General features: G+C 39.7%; 27 protein-coding genes. 20 read left to right on the top strand and 7 right to left on the bottom strand.

Translation table 11 applies throughout. The features are described 5' to 3' along the window. Positions 1-654 precede the first annotated feature (654 nt). The 3 genes from R0J88_RS18225 to hslR all read right to left on the bottom strand — a co-directional run bounded on the left by R0J88_RS18225 (position 655) and on the right by hslR (position 3,740). A complete protein-coding gene (locus R0J88_RS18225; RefSeq protein ID WP_410900639.1) occupies positions 655-2,193 on the bottom strand; it encodes a phosphoenolpyruvate carboxykinase in 1,539 nt (512 codons plus the stop codon). 266 nt (positions 2,194-2,459) lie between these two features. Continuing rightward, positions 2,460-3,305: an Hsp33 family molecular chaperone HslO gene (gene hslO, locus R0J88_RS18220; RefSeq protein WP_243532413.1), complete on the bottom strand. Its 846-nt coding sequence runs from the start codon at positions 3,303-3,305 to the stop codon at positions 2,460-2,462. 12 nt (positions 3,306-3,317) lie between these two features. After that, positions 3,318-3,740 (bottom strand): ribosome-associated heat shock protein Hsp15, encoded by a 423-nt coding sequence (hslR, locus tag R0J88_RS18215; protein WP_410900638.1) that lies wholly within the window; start codon positions 3,738-3,740, stop codon positions 3,318-3,320. A gap of 214 nt (positions 3,741-3,954) precedes the next feature. Between hslR and gspC the strand changes: the two genes are divergently transcribed. The 13 genes from gspC to R0J88_RS18150 all read left to right on the top strand — a co-directional run bounded on the left by gspC (position 3,955) and on the right by R0J88_RS18150 (position 15,929). Beyond that, positions 3,955-4,896: a type II secretion system protein GspC gene (gene gspC / locus R0J88_RS18210; protein WP_410900637.1), complete on the top strand. Its 942-nt coding sequence runs from the start codon at positions 3,955-3,957 to the stop codon at positions 4,894-4,896. 23 nt (positions 4,897-4,919) lie between these two features. Then, on the top strand, positions 4,920-6,983 hold the full coding sequence (gene gspD, locus R0J88_RS18205) for a type II secretion system secretin GspD (RefSeq protein WP_010558130.1): 2,064 nt from the start codon (positions 4,920-4,922) through the stop codon (positions 6,981-6,983). Next, the gene (gene gspE, locus R0J88_RS18200; protein WP_410900636.1) at positions 6,976-8,541 is read left to right on the top strand and encodes a type II secretion system ATPase GspE; all 1,566 of its coding nucleotides are present in this window, start codon (positions 6,976-6,978) and stop codon (positions 8,539-8,541) included. Before gspD ends, gspE begins: the two co-directional genes overlap by 8 nt. A gap of 2 nt (positions 8,542-8,543) precedes the next feature. Continuing rightward, the gene (gene gspF / locus R0J88_RS18195) at positions 8,544-9,779 is read left to right on the top strand and encodes a type II secretion system inner membrane protein GspF (RefSeq protein ID WP_006794633.1); all 1,236 of its coding nucleotides are present in this window, start codon (positions 8,544-8,546) and stop codon (positions 9,777-9,779) included. 78 nt (positions 9,780-9,857) lie between these two features. Further along, positions 9,858-10,280, top strand: a complete 423-nt coding sequence (gene gspG / locus R0J88_RS18190) for a type II secretion system major pseudopilin GspG (RefSeq protein WP_006794634.1) — start codon at positions 9,858-9,860, stop codon at positions 10,278-10,280. Positions 10,281-10,350: 70 nt separating this feature from the next. Next, positions 10,351-10,914 carry a prepilin-type N-terminal cleavage/methylation domain-containing protein gene (locus R0J88_RS18185; RefSeq protein WP_410900635.1) on the top strand — a complete coding sequence of 188 codons (564 nt, stop codon included), beginning with the start codon at positions 10,351-10,353 and terminating at the stop codon, positions 10,912-10,914. After that, on the top strand, positions 10,914-11,288 hold the full coding sequence (gspI, locus tag R0J88_RS18180; RefSeq protein ID WP_006794636.1) for a type II secretion system minor pseudopilin GspI: 375 nt from the start codon (positions 10,914-10,916) through the stop codon (positions 11,286-11,288). Before R0J88_RS18185 ends, gspI begins: the two co-directional genes overlap by 1 nt. Continuing rightward, positions 11,289-11,903 carry a type II secretion system minor pseudopilin GspJ gene (gspJ, locus tag R0J88_RS18175; RefSeq protein ID WP_006794637.1) on the top strand — a complete coding sequence of 205 codons (615 nt, stop codon included), beginning with the start codon at positions 11,289-11,291 and terminating at the stop codon, positions 11,901-11,903. After that, positions 11,896-12,882: a type II secretion system minor pseudopilin GspK gene (gspK, locus tag R0J88_RS18170; protein ID WP_006794638.1), complete on the top strand. Its 987-nt coding sequence runs from the start codon at positions 11,896-11,898 to the stop codon at positions 12,880-12,882. Before gspJ ends, gspK begins: the two co-directional genes overlap by 8 nt. Further along, positions 12,879-14,087 (top strand): type II secretion system protein GspL, encoded by a 1,209-nt coding sequence (gene gspL / locus R0J88_RS18165; protein WP_006794639.1) that lies wholly within the window; start codon positions 12,879-12,881, stop codon positions 14,085-14,087. The genes gspK and gspL overlap by 4 nt, the downstream gene beginning before the upstream one ends. Continuing rightward, on the top strand, positions 14,084-14,557 hold the full coding sequence (gspM, locus tag R0J88_RS18160) for a type II secretion system protein GspM (protein WP_010558132.1): 474 nt from the start codon (positions 14,084-14,086) through the stop codon (positions 14,555-14,557). The genes gspL and gspM overlap by 4 nt, the downstream gene beginning before the upstream one ends. A 3-nt stretch (positions 14,558-14,560) precedes the next feature. Then, positions 14,561-15,319: a type II secretion system protein N gene (locus tag R0J88_RS18155; RefSeq protein ID WP_410900634.1), complete on the top strand. Its 759-nt coding sequence runs from the start codon at positions 14,561-14,563 to the stop codon at positions 15,317-15,319. 22 nt (positions 15,320-15,341) lie between these two features. Further along, positions 15,342-15,929: a UPF0149 family protein gene (locus R0J88_RS18150; protein WP_410900633.1), complete on the top strand. Its 588-nt coding sequence runs from the start codon at positions 15,342-15,344 to the stop codon at positions 15,927-15,929. 39 nt (positions 15,930-15,968) lie between these two features. On the opposite strand, the gene R0J88_RS18145 is transcribed toward R0J88_RS18150, so the two are convergent. Continuing rightward, positions 15,969-16,175 carry a hypothetical protein gene (locus R0J88_RS18145; protein ID WP_006794643.1) on the bottom strand — a complete coding sequence of 69 codons (207 nt, stop codon included), beginning with the start codon at positions 16,173-16,175 and terminating at the stop codon, positions 15,969-15,971. Beyond that, positions 16,175-16,534 carry a hypothetical protein gene (locus R0J88_RS18140; protein WP_008129647.1) on the bottom strand — a complete coding sequence of 120 codons (360 nt, stop codon included), beginning with the start codon at positions 16,532-16,534 and terminating at the stop codon, positions 16,175-16,177. The genes R0J88_RS18145 and R0J88_RS18140 overlap by 1 nt, the downstream gene beginning before the upstream one ends. 289 nt (positions 16,535-16,823) lie before the next feature. On the opposite strand from R0J88_RS18140, the gene ccoG reads away from it, so the two are divergent. The 5 genes from ccoG (at position 16,824) to R0J88_RS18115 (ending at position 21,129) form a co-directional block, all read left to right on the top strand. Further along, positions 16,824-18,254: a cytochrome c oxidase accessory protein CcoG gene (gene ccoG, locus R0J88_RS18135; RefSeq protein ID WP_410900632.1), complete on the top strand. Its 1,431-nt coding sequence runs from the start codon at positions 16,824-16,826 to the stop codon at positions 18,252-18,254. Positions 18,255-18,329: 75 nt separating this feature from the next. Then, the gene (locus R0J88_RS18130) at positions 18,330-19,304 is read left to right on the top strand and encodes a serine/threonine protein kinase (RefSeq protein ID WP_006794646.1); all 975 of its coding nucleotides are present in this window, start codon (positions 18,330-18,332) and stop codon (positions 19,302-19,304) included. 34 nt (positions 19,305-19,338) lie between these two features. Next, positions 19,339-19,962, top strand: a complete 624-nt coding sequence (locus tag R0J88_RS18125; protein WP_058430365.1) for a thiol:disulfide interchange protein DsbA/DsbL — start codon at positions 19,339-19,341, stop codon at positions 19,960-19,962. Between the two features lie 16 nt (positions 19,963-19,978). Then, the gene (locus tag R0J88_RS18120) at positions 19,979-20,617 is read left to right on the top strand and encodes a thiol:disulfide interchange protein DsbA/DsbL (RefSeq protein WP_006794648.1); all 639 of its coding nucleotides are present in this window, start codon (positions 19,979-19,981) and stop codon (positions 20,615-20,617) included. Positions 20,618-20,676: 59 nt separating this feature from the next. Continuing rightward, positions 20,677-21,129: a DUF523 domain-containing protein gene (locus tag R0J88_RS18115; protein WP_410900631.1), complete on the top strand. Its 453-nt coding sequence runs from the start codon at positions 20,677-20,679 to the stop codon at positions 21,127-21,129. Positions 21,130-21,139: 10 nt separating this feature from the next. Here the strand turns inward: R0J88_RS18115 and trmA are convergent, their stop codons facing one another. Beyond that, positions 21,140-22,237: a tRNA (uridine(54)-C5)-methyltransferase TrmA gene (gene trmA / locus R0J88_RS18110; protein WP_410900630.1), complete on the bottom strand. Its 1,098-nt coding sequence runs from the start codon at positions 22,235-22,237 to the stop codon at positions 21,140-21,142. A 162-nt stretch (positions 22,238-22,399) separates the two neighbouring features. Here trmA and R0J88_RS18105 point away from each other — a divergent pair, with 162 nt between their 5' ends. Together R0J88_RS18105 and murI are read left to right on the top strand one after the other, a co-directional pair. Continuing rightward, entirely contained in the window at positions 22,400-23,527 is a 1,128-nt protein-coding gene (locus tag R0J88_RS18105) for a DUF5610 domain-containing protein (RefSeq protein ID WP_375277854.1), read from the top strand. Between the two features lie 77 nt (positions 23,528-23,604). Further along, positions 23,605-24,405: a glutamate racemase gene (murI, locus tag R0J88_RS18100; RefSeq protein WP_410900629.1), complete on the top strand. Its 801-nt coding sequence runs from the start codon at positions 23,605-23,607 to the stop codon at positions 24,403-24,405. Here the strand turns inward: murI and R0J88_RS18095 are convergent. Then, positions 24,368-24,847, bottom strand: coding sequence for an RNA recognition motif domain-containing protein (locus tag R0J88_RS18095; RefSeq protein ID WP_010558141.1), 480 nt, complete (start codon positions 24,845-24,847; stop codon positions 24,368-24,370). The genes murI and R0J88_RS18095 overlap by 38 nt on opposite strands. Positions 24,848-25,240 lie beyond the last annotated feature (393 nt).

The raw sequence follows: 25,240 nt of genomic DNA, 5'->3' as shown, positions 1-25,240 counted from the left end.
TGTGAAAGTAGGACATTACCAGGCTTCAAATTGTAGAAAGCCGCTTCAGAGATGAAGCGGCTTTTTTACGTCTGCAGGAAAGTAATCTTCAGTATTCTCTTCTCTAAAGCGAAGCGCCTCTTTGTTAAGAGTGTTTTGGCTATTTAATACACTGGCCTATGGTAGGTAACATTTCACTGTGACTCTTCACCGCTGTGGGCACTATGACATTCTACTGCGTAGCGCACCGACTTCAAATTGTAGAAAGCCCGACTAGAAATAGTCGGGCTTTTTTACGTCTGCAGAAAAGTGACATTCAACATTTCCTTCTCTAAAGCGAAGCGTCTCCTGAGCAAAGCGTCTCTTTGTGAAGAGTGTTTTAGTTATCTAGTACATTACCAGATGATGACGCAGAATTAGCTCTTTGGCTCTTTAGCGCAGGGGACAGCGCCACTGCTATAAAGCCGTTATCCTACTCTAAATGAAAGAAAGTCCGACTCGAAAGAGTAGACTTTTATATGACTGTAAACCTTTAACAGTTTGGCTTGTGGTGTTGGAGTGTTCTATCTTATGTATTCGGTTATTTATTAAAGAAACTTAGTTGCTGGGGTAAAAATTAGAATCAAAAACGCCAACTCAAGGTTGGCGTTTTAATTATGAGGCTAAAGGTTATTTTTAAGCTTTAGGGCCTGCATTTTTAATATCGTCAGATACGTCGTATTTAGCAAAGTTTTCTGTAAAGTCAGCAGCCAATTTAGCTGCATATTCATTATATTTAGCCTTATCTTCCCACGTGTTAATAGGGTTAAGAAGGTTGCTATCAACACCTGGTACTGCAACTGGTACGTTTAAGTTCAATGCATCAATATGTTGAGTTTCAACACCGGCTAATTTACCTGACACTATAGCGTCAATTACAGCACGTGTAGTTGGTATATCAAAACGCTTGCCGATACCGTAAGGACCGCCAGTCCAGCCAGTATTCACTAGGTAAACTTTAGCGCCAAACTCACGTACACGTTTCATTAGAAGCTCAGCATAAACACCTGCAGGACGTGGGAAGAACGGTGCGCCAAAACAGGTTGAGAATGTAGATTCTATATCGCTTGTTGAACCAATTTCGGTTGAACCTACTTTAGCAGTATATCCGCTTAGGAAGTGGTACGCAGCGGCTTCTTCACTCAGTACAGATACAGGAGGTAATACGCCACTCACATCACATGTTAAGAATACAACAGCTTTAGGCTCACCTGCGCGGTTTTCTACTTTACGCTTTTCAACATGTTCTAATGGATACGCAGCTCTGCTATTTTGGGTCAGACTTGTATCGTTAAAATCTGGCACACCTCTATCATCAAGCACAACATTTTCTAAGATAGTGCCAAAGCGGATTGCATCCCAAATAACAGGCTCATTCTTTTGTGAAAGGTCGATACATTTTGCGTAACAGCCGCCTTCGATGTTAAATACACTACCAGGTGCCCAGCCATGTTCGTCATCGCCGATTAGGAAGCGAGTTGGGTCAGCTGATAACGTTGTTTTACCAGTGCCAGATAAACCGAAGAATAATGCTGTGTCGCCAGCTTCACCAACGTTAGCCGAACAGTGCATTGGTAATACACCCTTAGCTGGTAATAAGAAGTTTTGAACTGAGAACATCGATTTTTTCATTTCACCGGCGTAGCGCATTCCCGCCAGTAATACTTTACGTTGTGCAAAGTTAATAATTACGGTGCCATCGCTGTTAGTGCCATCACGTTCTGGTTCACATACAAACGATGGTACGTTCATCACTTGCCATTGTGGTAAGTTTGAAGCGTTATAGTTTTTAGGTTCAATAAACATGTTTTTGGCAAAAATGTGATGCCATGCAGTTTCTGTTGTGACAACTACAGGTAAATAATGCTCTGGGTCAGCGCCAACTTCTAGGTGAGAGGTGAAGTTGTCATTACTTTGCACATGTGCTTCTACGCGTGCCCATAAAGCATCAAATTTGTCAGCATCGAAAGGACGGTTTACATTGCCCCATTGAATTTCATTTTGTGTTGTAGCTTCTTGTACAATAAAACGATCTCGAGGTGAACGGCCTGTTCGTTTTCCTGTAATGGCTACGAAAGCACCATTTGCGGCTAAAGTTCCTTCGCCACGGCGGATCGCATGCTCGACAAGTTCAGCTGCGGTTAAATCGACAAAACGTGTAGCGCTTGTAATCATGTTTATACCTAACTATGTATGAGAGTTTGAACGGGATAGCTCTGGGTAAATAGTGCCCTTCAGCTGTAATGATAGTAACAGAAGGTTTTCAGATATTCGAGCCTGTAAAGCCCTTAAAAACATATATATTTGCAAAAAAACATGAATAATTTCAATGATACCGGTGTCATTAAATGTCAATTTTTATGACACCGGTATCATCTTTTTATAATATAAAACCGCATATTTTGCGGCTTTATATAGGAAGATGAGCTGAGATGGTGTTTTTAGTTGAAAATACTCTTAATGTCTTGCTCATTAAACGTATATTCTTTTAAGCAGTAATGACAGTTGATATTAACACTGCCGTTTTCTGCTACATCATCGAGTAGTTCTTGTTGTCCTACATTAACTAATGCGGTGATTGTTTTGTCGCGACTACAGCCACATTTGAAACGTATGCTTTGTGGTTCAAAAACACGTGGATTATCTTCATGGTACAAACGAGTTAAGATTGTATTTGCATCAAGATTTAATAACTCTTCATCTTTAATCGTATTGCTGAGTGCTTCTAGGTGGGTGAAGTCTTCAATTGACTTCTGTTTATCAACAGGTAGTACCTGTAAAAATAAACCACATGCCTTTGCACTGCCTTCGGTTGTATTGGTTGCAAACCATAAACGAGTTTTTAACTGCTCTGATTGCTCAAAGTAACTTTCAATACACTCACTTAGAGTGTCATGCTCTAGAGGGACTATACCTTGGTAGCGCTCACCTTTATCTGGCGTAATAGTAATAACCATATAGCCATTACCGATTAGTTCTTTGACAGTACTGCCTGTCACTTCATTTTGTAGACGAGCAATACCACGCATATTTTGCTTATCATCACCATTTATTACTGCATATTTAACGGGTCCGTCACCTTGCAGTTGCACGGCTATTTCACCTTCAAATTTTAATGTAGCTGTAAGTAAGCAAGTAGCGACCAATAGCTCACCTAGTAATGCTTTTACAGGTGCTGGGTAATTATGGTTTGCAATCATTTCATTGTAGGCACTCTCAATTTGAACGAGTTCGCCACGAACATCTAGTTCGTTGAATAAATAACGGTGAAGTAAATCTTGTTGCATGAGCGGCTATACCTAACTTGATTTCATTTTTAAAAGTTCGCGTCTTTGCTTTTTATCGGGTTTTTTATCCGGATGAGGAGCAAAAAAGCTATTATTTTTACGTGCGATGCTGTTTTCTTCGCGTTTGGCGATACTAGCATCAGATTCTTGGTACAAGGTCTGAGCAATGGGGGCGCTTTGTCGTTTTTCAAGCACCTTAGTTATGGTTACGATTTTTTCATCTACGCCTTGAGCGAGTTTCACTACCGCACCAACCTCGACTATTTTACTCGCCTTTGTTCGCTGTCCATTATAATGCACTTTACCGCCTTGTACCATTTCCCTTGCTATCGCACGTGTTTTATAAAAGCGTGCTGCCCATAACCACTTATCTAATCGAACTTTTAGGTTATCTATGAGGTCAGAGTCTTTATTACGATTGCTTTTTTTGCTCATAACGTATTTGTACCTGCAGTAATTTGTTATCTAAAATTTACCACGAAATCTATCTAGGATGAAGGTATTACAGTGGGCGTTTGTTTTTTGTTCAAGTAAATAGAAGTTATTCATTCTGTTTACAAAGTTTAATATTAGTGTGCTTGTTGAATGAAAAATGAAAGGGTACTATGGGGTCGCGCTTACGCAGTAAATTAAAAAAAGAACACTATTTATGGAACAGCAAATCCAACAGCTAAAACACATTTTAACTCGATTACCGCATGCTAAATTAAGTGCGTTAGTCACGCTATTAGTTGTTGTTTACCTTGCATTTTTATTATCAAAATTGGTTTGGCTTTTATGGCCTCAACCTCAGGTATCTTTACTTAGTCCTACTCAGTTTGCCACACAGTCATCGGGAACAAGTAATAATTCGGCACAACGTATTGTTGAGCAGTTTTTGTTTGGTAAAAAAACGGTAACAAACAGCGCTAATACTGCAAAACAATCACAAATTATTAATGACGCCCCTGAAACACGTTTAAGTATTAACTTAACAGGAATAGTAGCTGTAAGTAATGATGATAAAGCAGGCGTTGCAATTATTGAGTCGCAGGGCAAGCAGGTTAGCTACCTTGTCGATGAAGTTGTATCTGGGACCCGTGCAAAAGTAGCGCAAATACTTCCTGACCGTGTCATTTTAAGTGTAAATGCTCGGTTTGAAACGCTAATGCTTGATGGACTCGATTTCACCAAAACAGTCTCTATGCCGGTGCTCGCTGCAAAAGATGAGCAAGAAGTGGGGCCGCAACGATTAGATGATAGTGAAGAACAAATAAATGCGACTGCAGACCCAGAAGTAAAAGAAGCCATTATAGAAACACGTGAAGAATTATTAGAAGAACCCGGTAAGCTTTTTGATTACATACGTGTATCTCAAGCAATGAGTGAAGGTGAGCTAATTGGTTACCGCTTAAGTCCGGGAAAAGAACCCGCACTATTTAAGCAAATGGGATTAAAAAATAACGATTTAGCTGTTTCTATTAACGGCTATCAACTAACAGATTTAAAACAGGCCATGTCAGCCATAAACGAGCTGCGCAATAGCACCGATGCTACTATCACTATTGAGCGTGATGGTGAGCAAATAGATGTGCAATTTAGCCTGCAATAACTTAGCTTTGGAGTTTTAACATAATGGTTCAGGTGCTACACCTCACAAAAATTAAAAAAGGGTTAGCTAAGTACGCAGCACTTTTTTTGGCGGCAAGTATATCTTTGTCTGTTTCTGCAGTTGAATATGCAGCAAACTTTAAGGGAACTGATATCAACGAGTTTATTAATATTGTTGGTAAAAACCTTAATAAAACGGTGATTATAGATCCCAACGTACGTGGCAAAGTGAATGTACGTAGCTATGAGTTAATGGATGAAGATCTTTACTATCAATTCTTTTTAAATGTATTAGAAGTTTACGGCTATTCAGCTGTTGAAATGGATAATGGCATCATTAAGGTAGAAAAAAGTTCTGATGCTAAAAAATCGAATGTGCCACTAATTACCGAAAACAGTTCTGCATCGGGCGATATGATGATTACCCGCGTGGTGCGCGTAAAAAATGTAAGCGTGCAAGAACTAGGACCATTAGTTCGTCAATTTAGCGATCAAAAAGATGGTGGCCATGTTGCTAACTTTAATGCTGCAAACGTAATGATGTTGACTGGCCATGCTGCATCAGTAAACCGCTTAGTGGAAATTATTCGCTCAGTTGACCAAGCCGGTGATAAGCGTGTTGATATTGTAAAGCTTAAATACGCAACGGCTGATGATGTTGTCTCTGTGGTAGAGAATATTTATAAAGATAGTGGCAAAGGAAGCGTACCAGAATTTTTGATTCCTAAAGTCGTAGCCGACGGCCGTACCAATAGCGTAATTGTAAGTGGTGAAGGGCAAGCCCGCACACGTGCAATTGAATTGATTAAGCGCCTTGATGGTGAGCTTGAAAGCCAAGGCAACACTAAGGTGTTTTATTTAAACTATGCCAAATCGGAAGACTTAGTTAAGGTTCTTCAGGGTGTAAGTAAAACGTTAACCGAGGAAGCTCAAGGTAGCGCAACTAAAACGCGTTCGCGTAGTAACAACGAAACCAGCATTGAAGCACACCCAGAGTCTAATTCACTAATCATCACAGCGCAGCCCGATACTATGCGTTCATTAGAGTCAGTTATTGAACGGTTAGATATTCGTCGTGCACAAGTATTAGTTGAAGCAATTATTATTGAAGTAATGGAAGGTGATGGCGTTAATTTAGGCTTGCAGTGGATTTCAGAGCAAGGCGGCATGCTGCAGTTTAATAACGGTACAACAGTACCTGTTGGGTCGTTAGCTGTTGCAGCAGAACAAGCTGCAGATCAAACAGTAACTAAAACAATTATTGGTACAGAGTCTGGCACGGTTACACCTTACACAGAAACGACAGAAGGTGACTACGGGCCGCTTGCATCATTACTTAGTGGTATTAATGGCTTAGCACTGGGCGTTATAAAAAACGACTGGGGCGCAATTATTCAGGCTGTAGCAACCGACACTAACTCAAATATTTTGGCAACGCCTTCAATTACCACCATGGATAACGAAGAAGCCTCTATTTTAGTGGGTCAAGAAGTACCTATTATTACCGGATCTCAAACAGGCACTAACAATAGCAACCCATTTCAAACGGTTGAGCGTCAAGAAGTGGGTATTAAACTTATTGTAACGCCACAAATTAACGATGGCTCAGCGGTACAGCTCACCATTGAGCAAGAGGTATCGAGTGTAAGTGGTGCAACTGCGGTTGATATTTCAGTGAACAAACGCGCTATTAAGACAACGGTTATTGCCGATGATGGCGGTATGGTTGTTTTAGGTGGCTTAATAGACGAAGACGTTCAAGAAAGTGTATCTAAAGTCCCATTATTAGGTGATATTCCTGTTTTAGGGCACCTATTTAGGTCAACAAACACGACTCGGCGTAAGCGTAACTTAATTGTATTTATCCGCCCAACGATCATCCGTGATGGGGTGAGCATGAATAAGTTAAGTTTTAACAAGTATAATTTTATTCGTGGTGAGCAAACTAAGCAGCAAGAAGATGGTATTGATTTAATGCCAATGACCGATACCCCTGTATTACCAGAGTGGAATGATGAGCTAGTGCTTCCGCCAACTTATGAAGAGCATTTACGTAAACAAAATGCACAAGAGCGTAAAGATGACTAATGCGATACAAGAGATAAACCAAGACGTGGTTCATCCTAATACGCATAGTGCAGATGAGCCCTTAGCTGATGACGTACTCGTTGAGTTACCAGCAAAACGTTTACCATTTTCGTACGCGCGACGTGCGGGTGTTTTGCTCAGTGAATATCAAGGCCAAACTACCGTGTACTTTCGTGGTGAGCTTGATTTAGATGTATTACTTGAAGTGCGCCGAATCGCAGGTCATGGCTTTAAATTAGAGCAGCTTGATGATGACAAGTTTGAATTGTTACTAGAGTCATCTTACCAACGTGATAGCTCTGAAACGCAGCAAATGATGGAAGATATTGGCAACGAAGTTGATCTGTTTTCTTTAGCTGATGAGCTCCCGCAAACTGAAGATTTATTAGCTGGTGATGACGATGCGCCCATTATAAAACTCATTAATGCCATGCTTAGCGAGGCCATTAAAGAGGGGGCGTCAGATATTCATATTGAAACGTTCGAGCAAGAGCTTGTGATTCGTTTCAGGGTTGATGGGGTTTTAAAAGAAGTACTAAAACCAAATCGTAAACTTGCCTCATTGCTTGTATCGCGTATTAAGGTAATGGCAAAACTCGATATAGCTGAAAAGCGTATTCCGCAAGATGGTCGTATTAGCTTGCGTATTGCAGGACGTGCAGTAGATGTGCGTGTATCAACCATGCCGTCGAGCTTTGGTGAGCGAGTAGTATTACGTTTACTTGATAAGAACAATGCTCGCCTAAACCTAGAAGATTTAGGTATGACTCCAAAAAACCGTGAGTTGTTTGCTGACTTAATTAGTAAGCCGCACGGGATTATTTTGGTAACAGGACCAACGGGTTCTGGTAAAAGTACCACCTTGTATGCAGGTATGAGCCAAATAAATTCTCGCGATCGTAATATTCTGACTGTAGAAGATCCTATTGAGTACGAGATCCCAGGTATTGGTCAAACGCAAGTAAATACAAAAGTAGATATGACGTTTGCAAGAGGGTTACGTGCTATTTTGCGTCAAGATCCCGATGTGGTAATGGTGGGTGAAATACGTGATCTTGAAACTGCACAAATAGGGGTTCAAGCATCACTTACTGGTCACTTAGTTATGTCTACACTGCATACAAATACGGCGTCTGGTGCTATTACTCGAATAGAAGACATGGGCGTTGAACCGTTTTTGCTTTCTTCATCGCTATTAGGTGTTTTATCTCAGCGCTTAGTACGTACGTTGTGCAACAGCTGTAAAGAAGGGCATGTGGCAGACGAACGTGAATGTCAGCTTTTAGGTGTACCATTTGACAGCAAGCCAACGATTTACCGTGCAATAGGCTGTGAAGAATGTAACTTTAATGGTTACAAAGGTCGTACTGGTATACACGAGTTACTTGTTGTAGATGAAACAATACGAGAAATGATCCACAACGGTAAAGGTGAGCAAAGTGTAGAAAAATACATCCGCACTCATAGCCCAAGTATTCGCCAAGATGGTTGCAGCCGTGTGCTTGCAGGAAAAACCACGCTTGAAGAAGTGCTGCGTGTTACCCGTGAGGAAGGCTAATAATGGCTGCGTTTGAATATCGGGCATTAGATGGCCGCGGCAAAGAAAAAAAAGGCATTTTAGAGGCCGACACCGCCAAGCAAGTTCGTCAGCTTCTGCGCGATAAAAGCCTAACCCCTTTAGAGGTTGTGCCTGCGGCTCAGAGTGATAAACAGGTAAAGGGTGAGAAAGCGCCTTTATTTGGTAGCCTTTTTAAACCAAGTATTTCTACATCTGAACTTGCGCTCATCACACGCCAGTTAGCAACGTTAATTCAGTCAGCATTACCAGTTGAAGGGGCGGTTATGGCGGTGGCTGAGCAGTGTGAAAAACCACGTTTAAAACGTATGTTAATGTCGGTTCGTTCAAAAGTTGTTGAAGGCTATACCCTTGCTGATGGTATGAGTGAGTTTCCTCATGTGTTTGACGACTTATATCGTTCAATGGTGGCTGCGGGTGAAAAGTCAGGGCATCTTGACCAAGTACTTAATCGCTTAGCCGATTACACCGAGCAGCGTCAGCATATGCGTAGTCAAATAACACAGGCTATGGTTTACCCAACTATTCTAGTTATTTTTGCCATTGGTATAGTGTCGGTTTTATTAGGTACTGTTGTTCCTAAAATACTAAAAACCTTTGAAAAAACTAAACAAGTATTACCTTGGACCACCGAGTGGGTAATGGCTGGGAGTCATTTTGTACAAAATTACTGGTTTATTAGCCTACTAGCCATCACCGGCATTGCGATTGGCATTAAGTACGCATTAAAAAAACCACAAGTGCGCTTTTGGTGGGACGACCGTGTGCTGCATATGCCGGGTATTGGTAAGGTGGCTCGTGGTATTAATACCGCTCGCTTTGCTCGTACGTTAAGTATTTTATCTTCAAGCTCTGTGCCACTACTTGAAGGAATGCGGATTTCTGGCGATGTACTCGTAAACGAAAAAATCAAGAAGTCGGTAGCCGACGCAGCTGACAGAGTAAGCGAAGGTGCAAGCCTTAGAGCGGCTTTGCAGCAAACTAAATTGTTCCCGCCGATGATGCTACATATGATCGCCAGTGGTGAAAAATCAGGTGAGCTAGAGCAAATGCTAGAGCGTGCAGCGAATAACCAGGACCGTGAATTTGAAAGCATGGTAAACGTATCGCTTAAGTTATTAGAGCCTGCAATGATTGCTTCTATGGCTGTTATCGTTTTATTTATTGTTATGGCCATTTTGCAGCCTATTATGGCAATGAACAAAGCAGTTGGGCTCTAAATTTAAATAGTTTTTATATATTAATGGTTTTACCTAAACCATTTTTGCTTAGTGTTTTTAGAATAATGAGGTAATTACGTGAACAAACAATCAGGTTTTTCTTTACTAGAAGTAATGGTGGTACTGGTTATCATCGGGATGATTATGTCTATTGTTGCGCCAAATATTATGGGCCAACAAGAAGAGGCCGCTATTGATAAAGCGCATTTAGATATTCAGCAGCTTGAAGATGCGATGAGCTTATACAAGCTTAAAAATAAAAGTTATCCAAGCACAGAGCAAGGTCTTGAAGCGTTAGTGACTAAAACGTCTATTGAGCCTGTTCCAAAACGTTTTCCTGATGGCGGCTTTATCAGCGAATTACCAGAAGATCCATGGGGTAATACATACTTATTAATAAGCCCAGGTGAAATTGGTAAATTTGATATTTTCTCTATGGGACCAGACGGTGAAGTCGGTACCGACGACGACATTGGTAACTGGGATGAAGAAAAGCAGTAATGAGTCAGTCTACTGAGCTTAAACTAAATGTACTTTTTGAAGACTTACTATGAACGTAGGTCTTCAACTAATGCACAAGAAAAAGGGTTTTAGCTTAATCGAGATTTTAGTTGTATTAGTGGTTATCGCTTTTGCAACAAAAATGGTGGTATACAGCTTAGACGGCGGCGCTGAAGATGAGTTAGATGCTCAAGCGCTTAGGTTGCATACCACCATTAATATGGCATCAGAATTTGCAATTTTAAATCAGGTAGAGCTTGGCTTACTCGTTGAAAAAAATACCCTAGAATACTTGGTATTTGATGGGGAAAAATGGGCAACCTTTGACAGAGAAGAGTTATTTAAACCCATAGAGTTGGAGCCACGCCTAAAGCTTACCCTCAACTTAGAAGACCTTGCATGGGCTCAAGATAATCTACTTGAACAGTCTAATTGGCGAGAGCTTATGAGTGGTGGTGAAGACGATAGTTTGCTCGAACTTAAAAAGCTTAAAATACCTCAAGTACTTATTTTATCGTCGGGCGAAGTAAGCGCATTCCAGTTAATTCTTGAGCTAAAAGATCAAAGTGACCCTGTTTACTTTATTGAGGGTGAATTTACAGCACCAGTAAATTTAAGAAGAGAGCCAGAGTAATGACATTAAGTAAAGGCTTTACCTTGTTAGAAGTACTTGTTGCTTTGAGTATTTGTGCAATGGCGGGTATTGCAGCAATGCAAGCCACAGGCGAGCATATTCATCACTTAACAACAATTGAAGAACAAACATATGCCTCCTGGGTTGCTGAAAATGTCATTATTGAACAACGGGTAAAAGGCGAGCAATGGCAAGGTAAAAATAACTTACGTGGTAGTGAGGTTATGGGTGGTGTTGAATGGTTTTGGCAGCAAGAGGTTGTGCCCACTGCAGATAAAAGCTTTGTTAAATTAACCATAAATGTATTTATCGATGAAAAGTACGAACAGTCAGTCTATGAGCTTTCAACGTATTTAAATAAAGGTAAAAAGTAAGTGAAGCAGCGCGGATTTACATTGCTTGAAGTAATGGTTGCTTTGGGGATTTTAGCTTTTGTTGTTATTTCTACGCACCAAATACTAGATAGCACAACTAAAGCAAAAGACGCATCGGACGAAAAAATAGCGGAACTTAATGGTTTACAAACAACGTTTAGACTTATGGACCAAGACTTTAGCCAAATGACTAAACGTGCAGTTAGAAACGAGTCTGGTGACGTACAAGAATATTATTTATTAGCAGGGCGTTATGTGCTTGAAAGCCAATATGACGGCATTGCATTTGTAAGAGACGGTTGGATAAACCCAATAAATTTATTACCTAGGTCAGAGCTGCAGGCTGTTGGATATAGGGTCATAGATGATAATCTTGAGCGTGTGTATCGCGTGTACGTTGATCAGCTTGATAATATGGAGCCACGTGTACAGCAGGTATTAGAAAACGTCGAAGAGCTTAAGTTTGAATTTTTAGACAGTGACAATAAGTGGCAAGAACAATGGGAAGTAAAAGCATTGCCTAAAGCGGTTGCGGTTACTTTACAACAAATAGAGGCCGAACCTATTCGTCGTGTATTTTTAGTTCCTGGGCAAGGAAGTAGAAGTAATGGGTAGGCAGTCTTCGCGCGGAGCAGCGCTGGTTATTGTGTTATTTATTGTTGCATTAGCTGCTATTTTAGCCGTAGAAATGAGTGCTAATTTAATGGTGCAAGTGCAAAAAAGTACTAATTTACAAGGTCACCAACAAGCAAAATGGTATGCTTACGGTGCTGAAGAGTTAGCTATTAAAGGGCTCATTCAAAGCAAGAAAGATGACCCAGATAAAACAACGCTTGATCAAGTATGGGCAACACAAGGGAACGCAGCATACCCAGTTGATAACGGCACATTAAGTGGTTCAATTACTGACTTGCAATCATGTTTAAATTTAAACGCCATAGCGATTGAACCCGATACAAATAGCGCTGATAAAACAAACCCTGCACACAAAGCACTGTTTGCCTTACTTGAAAATATAGAAGATTTACCAGCGGATGAATCGGAAGAAGCAATGGCTGATAGCGTGTTCGACTGGCTGGATGAAAATAGCATAACCTATCGCTCAGGTGCTGAAGAGGGAGAGTACTTATCTCGTAAATTTCCGTATATGACTGCTAATAGTTTATTTGCATCTCCATCGGAACTTCGCTTGGTAAAAGGCTTTAACCCGCTAGTAATGGAAAAAGTACTGCCTTATGTGTGTGTTATTCCGGGGAGCACTCAGCTTTTAATTAACATTAATACAATAGCACCAGAACAGGCTTTACTACTAAGCGCGCTGATGGATAATTTAAGTTTGTCGGCTGCAGAGGCTGTCATTGCCGCAAGACCACAAACAGGTTTTGATTCTTTAGAAGAATTTTTTGAACAGGTACAGCAACAAGGCGGTACAAACACTGAATCAGTGAAAGACTTATTTAGTATTAAAAGCGAATATTTTAAATTACAAACGCAGGCAAACTTTGTAGATCTGCGTTTTTCGATGACCACCTTACTGCACGCCAAAGACGGCGAAGTAACGATACTGGCGCGAAAATTTGGAGGCGTACAGTGACAGAAATATTGTTGATCCGTACGGGTCAAACCCAACAAGAACGATTAAATTGGCTTGTATATTCACCACAAGAACAAGAAATAATAGCCAGTGGTGAGCTATCAAGCGCAGGCAATTTGAATGAATTAAGTGAAAAAGCAGCCAACAGGGAAGTGGTTGTTTTATTGCCAAGCGATCAAGTGCAATTAAAAACGGTAACACTACCCACAAAGTGGAATCGCAAATTAGAGCAAGCACTCCCTTACATGCTTGAAGAAGATATAGCCTGCGATGTAGACGATTTGTATATAGCTATAGGCGAAGCAACTATGGTTGGTGAGCAGCATGCTATTCAGGTTGCTATGACTGACCGCGAATGGTTTGAGCAATGGCTCGCGTTGTTTGTGGAACATGAGCTGCCTGTTTATAAAATATTACCTGATGCACTGTTGTTACCCTCTGTAGGTGAAGGAGAGGCTAGTGCTATAGAGCTCAATCAGCAGTGGCTGTTTAAGCAAGGGGCATGGCATATTAGTGCGGTTGAATTAAGCTGGTTGTCAGGTTACTTGACTGCGTTAGGTAACCCTGAGGTTAAACACTTTAGCCCAGCGGAGGACTTCCCTGAGGGGACTAATTTACAAGCGCAAACAAGTCAGTACGATCTCCCGTTAGCTTTATTTGCTAAGCAATTAAATAACGTTAAATTCAACCTTCGCCAAGGTGTTTACCAGCTTAAAAAGAAGAGCGCGCTCTGGTGGGGTTACTGGAAAGGCGCTGCAATTTTTACAGCCGTCGCATTGGGCTCTACTTTAGTTATAAAGGCAATTGAGTTGCAACAGCTTAATTCTCAAGTCGATATAGTAAAAAACCAAGTAGTTGAGCGATACCAGGCAGCATTCCCCGGATCTAAAGTGCATCCTAATTTGATAAAAAATCAGATTAAAGGCGCATTAGATAGGATAGAAGGCTCTGATGAATCCGGTTTTTTAGAGCTGACGACTAATTTGGTTGATGTATTTTCACAAGTGAATGAGTTCACACCAGAAACGTTACGTTACGACAAACGAAGAAACGAATTACGTATTCGCGCGCGTGCTAAAGACTTTCAAACCTTTGGTAAAGTAAAAACCATACTCGAAAAGCAAGGCTTAACGGTAGAGCAAGGGTCTTTAAATAACGATGGTGATTTTGTGGTAGGTGAGATTAAATTGCGAGGTGCTGCATGAAAGCACAAGCGATAAAATACTGGCGTTCTTTAAAAGAACAAGAGCAGCAACTTATTATGGTTGCTGGTGGTATATTTGTTATTTTTATTCTTGTGATGGGGATATTCAGGCCGTTAAATAACGCCATAACAAAAGCGGAACAATCGAAAATTAAGCAACAGGCTTTGCTCGTGTGGGTTGACGAAAGCATAGTAAAGCTAAAAGCAGCGGGTAATACGCGTGTTGCGAGTAGTCAAAATCTAAGCCAAGTGGTTAACTCTACCCGAAGCCGTTATCAAATCAATATTAGTAAAATGCAGCCTAGTGATGGTTCGCTGCGTTTAACGCTCGACTCAGTAGAGTTTAATAAACTAGTAGAATGGCTCGATGAATTAGTGAATCAACATGGTTTAAAAATCGAAAACTTAGATTTAAGTCGCGACGATAAATCGGGTTATGTAAGAGTAAGCCGTTTGGTATTAGAGAATTAATAAATGAAAAGAATAATTATATTATCGGCTGTCTTTTTAATTAGTTTTATTGTGTTTTGTATTATTAAATTACCCGCTGCTATCGCGCTTGATTTAGCAAAACCCCATTTCCCTAAGCAGTTAGAAGTAGGGCAGGCTGTAGGCACTGTATGGCAAGGCCAATTAATGCAAGTTCGTTTTGATGGCGAGCAGTTAAACAATGTGCGCTGGGATATCGCCGGTTGGGCATTATTTTCTGGCAATTTAAATACTAATATAAAGTTTGGAAATGCTCGCGAACGCACCGATATATCGGGATATGCAACCGTCAGTTATGGATTGTTTAATCATACTTTAAAAGTAACAGATGGTTTAGTTCGCTCAACGGTAGAGCGAGCTATGCAACGAGTTCAGTTACCATTACCTGTTACAGCAAAGGGGCGTGTAATACTTGAGCTAGATGAATACACCTCAGGTGCTCCTTACTGTGAGTCATTAAAGGGTGAAATAGCGAGCCCAAATATCGACGTGCAAGGCTTAAATGGTTGGTTTAATATAGGACCTCTGGCTGGCAAGTTAAGCTGTAAGTCGGGTGATGTGGCAATATTAATCGACCCTGATAACACCCTCGGGCTTGAAGCCGATGCCACTCTTAAAGCTAACTTTGACTTTAGCGTAGCAGGGTATGTAAAACCAGATGCTAGCTTACCAAAAGATGTTCACGATGCGGTTAAGTTTTTAGGCCGACCAGATAGCCAAGGTCGTTACCCGCTCAATTTTTAATGTTTTGATATAAAGAGTTTTAATGCAACTACCGCAATTCACTGAGCTGCATGCTAAGCAGCTCAGCACATTTCTAAATACCCAACCTCAAGCCATGACCTTTGAACAAAGCCAAGGTTATTTGTTTGGCGTTATATGTTCACCCGACCCTCTTGATGTGCACGAATGGGTTGATGTGATACTCAATAATTCAGCAAACGAATTAGATGAAGAAACGCTATTTTTATTTATGGCGTTTTACCATCAAATAAGTGAACAGGTGTTTGAAGTAGGGTATAAACTGCCACCACAGTACGACAGTGCATTTTGCTCGCAGTGGAGCCAAGGCTTTTTAACAGCAAGTAATGCTTACACGCAAAAGCTATTAGCAGCAACGAAGTTAGATGCACAGTACAAAGAGGCCTTAGAAACCGCACAAGCAACCCTCAGCTTTTTTGCATTAGATACACAGCTTATCTCTCAAATAGCATCACAAAATTCAATGAATACATTGCAGTTGTGTGAGCAACAATATGACCTTATGGGGGATTTTGCACTTGGTTTTGCAGAGCTAGTAGAAATAGTGGCGCTCAATAGTGGTTTGTATAACGATGATGGCTGGGACGGGTAGTTAGCGTTAAACTTTTTAATAATGGCGCTTTAATTAATATCAAGCGCCAAGATCTAAAATAATATCCGTGCAGCCTTGCTTGCACTTCACTACGCCTTTTCCCACTTCGCTGGTGGCTAAATCGAGTGTGAGTACCGTATTACATTTTTCGCATTTTAGCGTTTTACCTTGTGCTAACTGTTTAAGCATATTACGTTGCTTGTGAAACGAATCACTGGTTTTTTTGTTTAAATTAGAAAAGTCCATTATTTAGCCCGTTTTTGCTCGAGTGATTCAGATACTATTTTACACACTTTATTTAAGCGCTCAGCGTAGAAGTAAAGGTTTAAGTCGCGTTCACGACAGTAGCGCAAATTAAATAGCTGAACTGCGTCATCAGTGGTGAATGTTTTTTCTACGTATTCTTTTTCTGAGCTTGAAAGTGTTAGCTCATGACTAATTCTGTTTTTTGCTAAATTAGCAGCAGGGCTTCTATTTACTTTACTTGCATCACTTAAAAAGCCAATACCTTCGCCTAATAGCTTTTCGCGTGGTTCTTTTACAAGTGGATGATCAATGGTAAAAAACGCAAGGATCACAATTATCAAAATAATAAACTTCTTCATGGATACGTAAACCTTGATCTAAATAGGGTTGAATTATCAAGCAGTGTAATAAACTGCCTTTTAAAAGCAAGTAACTGAGATGAATAAATTAGTTGTAATCTATACCAGTAATTTTAGCCAATATTGGTATAATAACTAACAAAAGTTAGATATTTCTGAAATATCTGAAAGTATTTAATTTATGATTCATTAAACAAGTCTTACTTAGCAAGTTACTTGCTACACTACGAGTATAGAGCATTTGATTAGTGCTCAGCTTTTATTTTCCAAGCGGTGTTGAGGAACTTCGATGGACAAACAGATTAAAGTAAAAAACATTCCTGTTGAGGTAAAAATTCAAAAGCCGGATTTAAGCCGTCAAGATGATAGATTTAACCCCCGTAACCGCATTTATGTGAGAGCCGTAAAAGGTCTTCACCAATTACTAAGACAGCGCATTGGTTTTTTAGGCATGCTCGCATTTATGGTTTTGCCATGGATAAACTTTAACGGTCAGCAAGCCGTGCTATTTGATTTAATAGCACAAAAATACAATATTTTTGGTCTTACTTTATGGCCTCAAGACTTCACCATACTGGCATTTATATTCATGCTGGCGGCTTTTGCGCTGTTTTTGGTAACTACATTTTATGGACGAGTCTGGTGCGGATATACCTGTCCTCAAACGGTATGGACCTTCATTTTCATCTGGTTTGAAGAAAAACTTGAAGGCACAGCAAATCAACGTAAAAAGCTCGATCAACGGCCTATGGACTTTGACAAGTTCTGGCGAAAAACAGCTAAGCATTCCAGCTGGGTGTTGTTTTCTTTGTATACTTCTATTTCGTTTGTTGGTTACTTCACACCGATAAGAGAGCTACTCCCTGATTTTATAACCTTTAATGTTGGCGGTTATGCACTAGTGAGCATTTTAGTATTTGCTGTGTGTACATATGGCAACGCAGGCTGGATGCGTGAAATTATGTGTTTGCATATCTGTCCCTACTCACGTTTTCAGTCGGCAATGTTTGACAAAGATACCTACACAGTAACCTATGATGAAAGCCGAGGTGAAAGCCGGGGCCCTCGCTCACGTAAGGTTGCCCACGTAGATTTAGAAATAGGTGACTGTATTGACTGTAACCTATGTGTACAAGTCTGCCCAACAGGCATTGATATAAGAAACGGTTTGCAGGCTGAGTGTATAAATTGTGGTGCGTGTATTGATGCATGTGACGGCGTAATGGATAAAATGGAGTACCCGCGAGGGTTAATTTCGTATACCACAGAACGTAATCTTGAGACGCCAGAAAATAAAACCAACCCTCTACGAGCCAAAATTATTGGGTATACGGTCATACTAGTGTTGCTAACAGGCGCGCTTGTTACAAATATTGCACTGCGTAAACCAATGGACTTTGATATTATTCGTGATCGAAATCAGCTATATCGTGTCGACTTTAATGGCTTGGTTGAAAACACATATACCTTAAAGGTCATCAATAAGGCGCAATATGAGCAAACCTTTAACATTAAAGTGGCAGGGCTAGAAAACTTTAAATACATAGGTAAACAAGTATTTACTGTTCAAGCAGGTCAATCGCATAATGTGCCATTATCACTCGTTATGGACCCTTATGACTTAAAAGCGCCTATAACAGAGTTTAATTTTGTATTGTCGCCAGTTAATGAACCGGATGAAACAATTTCGCAATCGAGCAACTTTTTTAGAGCGCGATAGCCGTACTTTCTAATTCGGTAAATATAGCAATAACAAAAGCGGGTTTAACCCGCTTTTCATTTATATAAGAAGAGCATGAGCAAATTTAGCTTTATAGATTTAACCCCAGATTTAATACTTGATGCGATAGAAACCATAGGTATTTATCCCGAGTCTGGGTTACTAGCGCTTAACAGTTATGAAAATAGAGTTTATCAATTTAAAGCCGAAGACGGTCTGCGTTACGTAGTAAAGTTTTATCGTCCCGAGCGTTGGAGTAAAGCACAAATTCAAGAGGAGCACGATTTTGCTTTTGAGCTTGCTGACGCTGAAGTACCCGTTGTAGCCCCTGTTTTACATAATGGACAAAGCTTGTTTGAACACCAGGGTTATATGTTTGTGGTATTCCCAAGTGTGGGTGGGCGATTATTTGAAGTAGATAATTTAGATCAGCTTGATGTTATGGGACGTTTAATTGGTCGAATGCACCAAGTAGCTAAAACCAAACCCTTTACTTACAGACCAACAATAAGCTGTGAAGAATATTTGCATACAGCTAAAGTTCATCTTCAAAAAAGTAACTTGGTGCCAATGGGATTAAGCACTGCTTTTTATACTATTTTAGATTTGGTAATTGAGCAGACACAAAAGCAGTATCAAGATACAAATAGTATTCGCTTACATGGCGATTGCCACGCAGGCAATATATTATGGGCTGGCGATGCGCTAATGTTCGTGGATTTAGACGATAGTCGTCAAGGGCCTGCTATTCAAGATCTATGGATGATGCTCAGTGGCGACAGACCAACGCAACTGTTACAGTTAGACACTTTGGTGGGAGCGTATGAAGAATTTTGTGATTTTGACCACGCTCAACTCAAATTAATTGAACCGCTGCGAGCAATGCGTATTATTCACTACATGGGATGGGTGGCAAAAAGGTGGAGCGATCCTGCTTTTGTGCGGAACTTTTCATGGTTTGCTGATGACAAATACTGGGAGCAACAAATTTTAGCGCTTAAAGAACAACTTGCTGCACTGCAAGAACCGCCGTTAAAGTTATTGCCGTAAATTATTATTTAATGACAAGTACAACGAGATACTAATGCTTAAAAAACTAAAACTGAGCCTACTTCTTTTATGTTTACCTTTTGCAGCCTTTGCTGCACAGTTTGAGGCAAATAACCAATACACGATTATTAAAACTGAAAAAAGCACAACACCACAGGTAACAGAGTTCTTTTCATTTTATTGTCCGCACTGTTTTAAATTTGAACCAGTGGCTAAAGCAATTGAAAAAAAACTGCCTGAAGGCACTGATTTTGTTAAAAGTCACGTCAACTTTTTACGTGGTGTATCTCCACAGGCACAAAGTAATTTAAGCTTTGCTTACTTAATCGCAAAACAACAAGGGCAAGCACAAAATATAGCTGACCAAATTTTTAGAAGTATCCATATTCAAGGTGCGCCTTTAACAGAAGTTAAAGACCTTAAAAAGCTATTGGAAGTAAATGGAATAGATAGCGACACATTTGACCAAGCGATTGCAAGCATGCCAATTATTGCCGAAGAGCAAGCAATGCAAGATAAGCAAAACAAATATTCAAAGTTAGGTGCGTTAACTGGTGTACCTACTTTTATTGTTAACGATAAATACAAAATCAATATTAACACCATAAAAAACCAACAAGAACTTGATGAGTTAATTGCGTTTTTATTAGCATTATAAATTTTGGAGCATAAGAATGATTAAACTACTTAAAGCAGGGTTACTTGCATTAGTATTACCGATGGCAGCAACAAGCTTTGCGGCAGACTACCAAGAAGGCGTTCATTACGATGTTATTGCTGAACGTGCCACTAAAAAGCCAGAAGTAAAAGAGTTTTTCTCTTTTTACTGCCCGGCGTGTAATAACTACGAGTCACTGATCAGCGAATTTAAGCCTAAACTAGATAAAAATGTTAAGTTTAAAAAGAGTCACGTTGACTTTGTGGGTGTTCGTAATCCAGAAAACCAACAAATGATGAGCCAAGCACTTGCAACTGCTGAAGTACTTCCTCAAAAAGAGAAACTTATCGCAGCTATTTTTAATCATATTCACACTAAGCGCGCTAAATTTAACGAATTAGCTGACGTGAAAGATGTGTTTGTTGCGCAAGGTGTTGATGGCGATAAGTTTGATAAGTTATTTAAAAGCTTTTCGGTTCGTACATTAAGTTCTAAGATGAAGCGCGATCAAGAATACTTTAAAGAAAAAGGTGCTCTTCGTGGTGTACCCACATTTATCGTAAACGGTAAGTATAAATTAAACTTAGGCCGTGAATCAGGTGTTACAGCACCTGAAGATATTAGTAAATTAATTAATTACTTAGCTAACAAGTAAGTTTAGCTAAAACCAAAAAAGCTCCTTAAGGAGCTTTTTTGCTTTATAAGGATGTAGCAATGAAAAAAATATTAGTATCGAGTTGCTTGCTAGGGCAGCCTGTTCGTTATGATGGGAAAGGACAAACATTACAGCATCCACAATTACGGGTATGGCAAAGTAATAAGAAAATAATATCCTTTTGTCCTGAAGTGGCTGGTGGGCTATCTACTCCTAGAGCTCCTGCTGAAATAATACAGGGGAAAGTAATTACTAATTCAGGCGAATATGTAACAGAGCAATTTCAAACTGGGGCTAATATAGCGCTAGAACTTTGTAAAAAAAATAAAGTTCGTTTTGCTTTACTTAAAGAATCGAGCCCTTCTTGCGGACGAAATACAATATATGATGGAAAGCATCGCGGAATAAAAATCGAAGGTCTAGGTTTAACTGCAGCATTATTAATAAAGAATGGAGTTCAAGTATTTAGTGAAGAGCAAATACCAGCACTTATAAAAGCACTGGCACTTTAATTTTGGTTGGTTATTTACGCTGTAAGAAAACACCCGACTCTATGTGATGTGTATAAGGGAACTGATCAAATATCGCAAAGCGCTTAACGTTATGCGAACGCGTTAAATGATCTAAATCGCGTTCCAGTGTGTCAGGATTACACGATATATAAATTATGTTTTCGTAATTAGCCACTAAATCACAGGTTAACTCATCCATACCAGCGCGTGGCGGGTCGACTAATATGGTTTGGCAGTCATAGCTTTTAAGGTCAATACCGTCTAAACGAGAAAAAGTACGTTCGCCATTCATTGCTTGAGTAAACTCTTCGCTCGACATACGAATAATATCTAGGTTGTCTACATTGTTTTTGGCAATGTTGTATTGAGCAGAGTGAACAGACGATTTAGATATTTCAGTTGCGAGTACTTTATTAAAAGACCCCGCTAGCGCAATAGAAAAGTTACCATTACCGCAGTAAAGCTCTAGTAAATCATTTTTAAGTGGTTTACATAAATCTTGTGCCCACTCAAGCATACTTATATTTACTTTTGCATTAGGTTGCGTAAAGCTATTTTCTACTTGTTGGTAAATTAGTTCTTGGCCATTTACAGTTAATTGCTCTGTTACAAAGTCATCACCTAGCACTTCTTTCTGCTTACGTGCTCGGCCAATAAAATCTATTTTATATTTTTCACTCAGTTTTGCCTTTAGTGACTTAATTTCACGTAGCCATTCATCATCAAGCGGCTTGTGATAAAGCAAGCTCACTAAAATTTCACCACTGAGTGTAGACAGGTAATCTATTTGAAATAGCTTTCGGCGTAAAACCTCGCATGGTTTAAGGTTTTCAATCATCACCTGCATGATTTCACCAACAAGCGGTGCCGCAGGGTCAAACATATCAACGCGTATTTTTTCTTTAGTTTGCTGATCAAACATTATATGAAACAGATCGTCTCCATCATGCCATACTCTAAATTCGGCACGTTGGCGGTAGTTAATTGGCTCCGAGCTAAATACTTCTAGCTGCTCCACACCAAAACGTTGAAACTGTGAAGTTATACGCTGTTCTTTTTCACTTAACTGCGCTTGGTACTGTGTGGTATCTATTTTAATAACTGCCATTCGCGTTACTACCTTATCTAAGATCTGTTTATCGGCGCTATTGTAGGGAGCGGTTCGCATTTGTCTAGTTTTGGCTAGAATAAATGATGTTTTTTTGCACGGTTTACTTTAGTTTTTTATGCCCTGGCCGATAATAAACTACGCACGCTCAGGAGACGATTCATGAAAATAGGCAATTATGGCTTTGTACCAAGCCAGAACATAAACAAATTCAACAACAAAGCTGATGTACAACAACCTACCATCGCGTCTCCGCAAGACAGCTATCAGCAACGAGGTAAAGAATTAGCTGCTAAAGTTTTAGGTGATAAAATGGCAGAGCAGCTTGGTTTGCCTGTTCAAGAAAAAAAAGCAGATAAGCCCCTTTTTGATTTTGAAGCAATAGTTAAAAATGTACTCGACTTTGTCACCGGCGCCGTTAATAAAGCAAAAGCTGATGGTGCCGATGACGATAAATTAAAAGGTATGCTAAGTGATGCCCGTAAGGGGGTTCAAATAGGTATTGATGACGCTGTTGATGAGTTAAAAGAATCCGGCGTTCTGAACGATGAAACCCAAGAGGGAATCAACAAATCAAAAGAAGGTATTTTTGATGGCCTTGATAAGTTTGAAGATAACTTGTTCAACCCAATGCCCGCTAGTGTGGGGGTAACTCAAGCACAATACGCAAGTTTAAGTAATAATGCTCAGTACAGTTTCACAACCGCAGAAGGTGATGAAGTAACAATAAGTTTTGCCGATGCGTTTAAATCTCAGTCTGCTAGTAGTTATCAGCGTGGTGAGGGAGGGGAGGCATTCGTAAGTGAATCATCACAATCGAGAGAACTTTCATTTTCAATGTCAGTTAACGGCGACCTTAATGATAAAGAGCAAGAAGCAATTAATGAATTAATGGAAAACCTACAAAACGTAAGTAAGACCTTTTTTAGCGGCGATTTAGAGCAGGCATTTGAAGAGGCGCAAGAGCTTAGTTTAGGCAATGAACAACTTGTCGCATTTTCAATGGATTTACGCCAAACCAAAACAGTTGCTGCAATAAAGGGTTACGAAGAAAATAAACCGGCTCCAGAAAAAGTAATTGCAGATAAAGTAGCGCCTTTTAATGATGACCTCCGAGAGGCTTTTTCTAAAGCAACCGAGCTAGGTATTCAAAATCAATTATCAGGTATTATGCAGTGGCTTAATGAAGATCAAAGTGAGATCGATAAACTGGTTGATTACACAAAAGCTATGTTTGAAAACCTTAATAAGATAAATAGCGCTACAAAGCAAACAGCAGAGGAAGTTTAACCTCAACATTAAACTACTTTCTTTTGCAAAAATCACATGGCAAACTGCCGTTCTAATCTAATAATAGGAACGGTCGTTTGTCAGCGCATATAATGGTTTTTGATTCAGGGATTGGTGGCACAACAGTACTTGATCATATAAAGCAACGTATCCCGAATGCTCAATATAGCTATTTTATGGATAATGCTTTCTTACCTTATGGAGCTCAAACACAACAAACAATTATTAATCGTTTGTGTTCGCTCATTCATTTCATTAAGTTAAACAAGCTAAACGTCGATTTAATTGTAATAGCATGCAACACGGCATCCACATCGGCATTAAGTGCTGTACGCAAAATTACAGATATACCCATAGTTGGTGTTGTACCAGCAATCAAGCCCGCCGCAGAATTAACATGTTCAAATCACATTGCTTTACTGGCAACACCTGCCACAATAGCGAGCTCATATACAAAAAAGTTAATAGCACAGCACGCTAGTAATGTAACTGTTAACTTATATAGCAGTGTTGAGTTGGTAAACGTTGCTGAATTACTTTTCTTTAATGGCTATTTAGATACAAATAAATTACATGCTGTACTTGAAGGCTTGAGTATTGAAAAGCAAACAGATGTGCTTGTATTGGGGTGTACTCACTTTCCAATACTTACAAAGCAGATTAGTGAGTACTTTAAAAATAGCATTCAGCTGGTGGATTCTGGTGCAGCAATAGCAAATAGGGTTATTTATCTATTAACTGAGTCAGGTTTATTAGCACAAAATATACCTGGCATAAAAAAGCCGTTGCAATACTATGCAACGGCTAATGTGATCAGCGATAAACTTGCGGTTAAGCTAGTTAAACTGATTGATCCGCCTGAGCTCGAAGCGTATTAGAATCATCTTCTTGTTTTTGTTTTGCTTCACGAACTTTTAAAGTGCGTTGTTGGAACTCACTATCGTTCAAGTTTGCAATAGCATTGTCTGCATCAGCTTGCGCCATTTCAACAAAACCAAAGCCACGACGTTTGCCTGTATTTTTATCCTTTAATAGACGAACGTTGAATACTTTACCTTGCTCTTCAAACAAAGCACGAACAACACCTTCGTTTGCACGGTAAGGAAGGTTACCAACGTAAAGTGTTTTAGTTTTTACTTCGGCCTCTTCTAAAACGTCAGAAGACATAGCAGCAATAACTAGCCCACCTATTAATAAGCCAACAGCAAATACAATTGCAGGGTCAAGTTCTAAGCTTCCAAGGGCGAACTTAACAATAACAAAACCAACTACAGCAATAACAACAGAAAAGATAAAAGATTTTTGATCGGGTAATTTCATTTTAGATCTACCAATAAACAGGAAATAAACATTAATTTAACATTGTGAACTTGCTATCTTAACGTCTTAAACGAACTTAGCAATGATATTTATATGAAATTATAAAAAGCAGTGTAAAAAAACATCAATTTAAGCGTGTTTTAACATGGTTTTTTGTGGTTTTGTTCTAATTTTGTTCGAACAGTAAAAAGATCTAAAAAAAGGGTTGATCTGTTTTCGGATCCCCCTATAATGCGACCCCACTGAGACGGGAAACGCCGAAGCATAGCAAAGTGTTAGCGGCTCAGAGAGTTAAGTAAAACTTCGGTTTTAAATTATCGTAAGAAAGTTTAAAACAAAGTATTGACTCGAAAAATAAAGGATGTATTATACGCATCCCTAGCGACAACGTCG

This window comes from Pseudoalteromonas sp. SIMBA_162 (assembly GCF_046535955.1).
Classification (GTDB): Bacteria; Pseudomonadota; Gammaproteobacteria; order Enterobacterales; family Alteromonadaceae; genus Pseudoalteromonas; species Pseudoalteromonas marina.
This window is presented reverse-complemented; position numbering and strand designations above follow the sequence as displayed.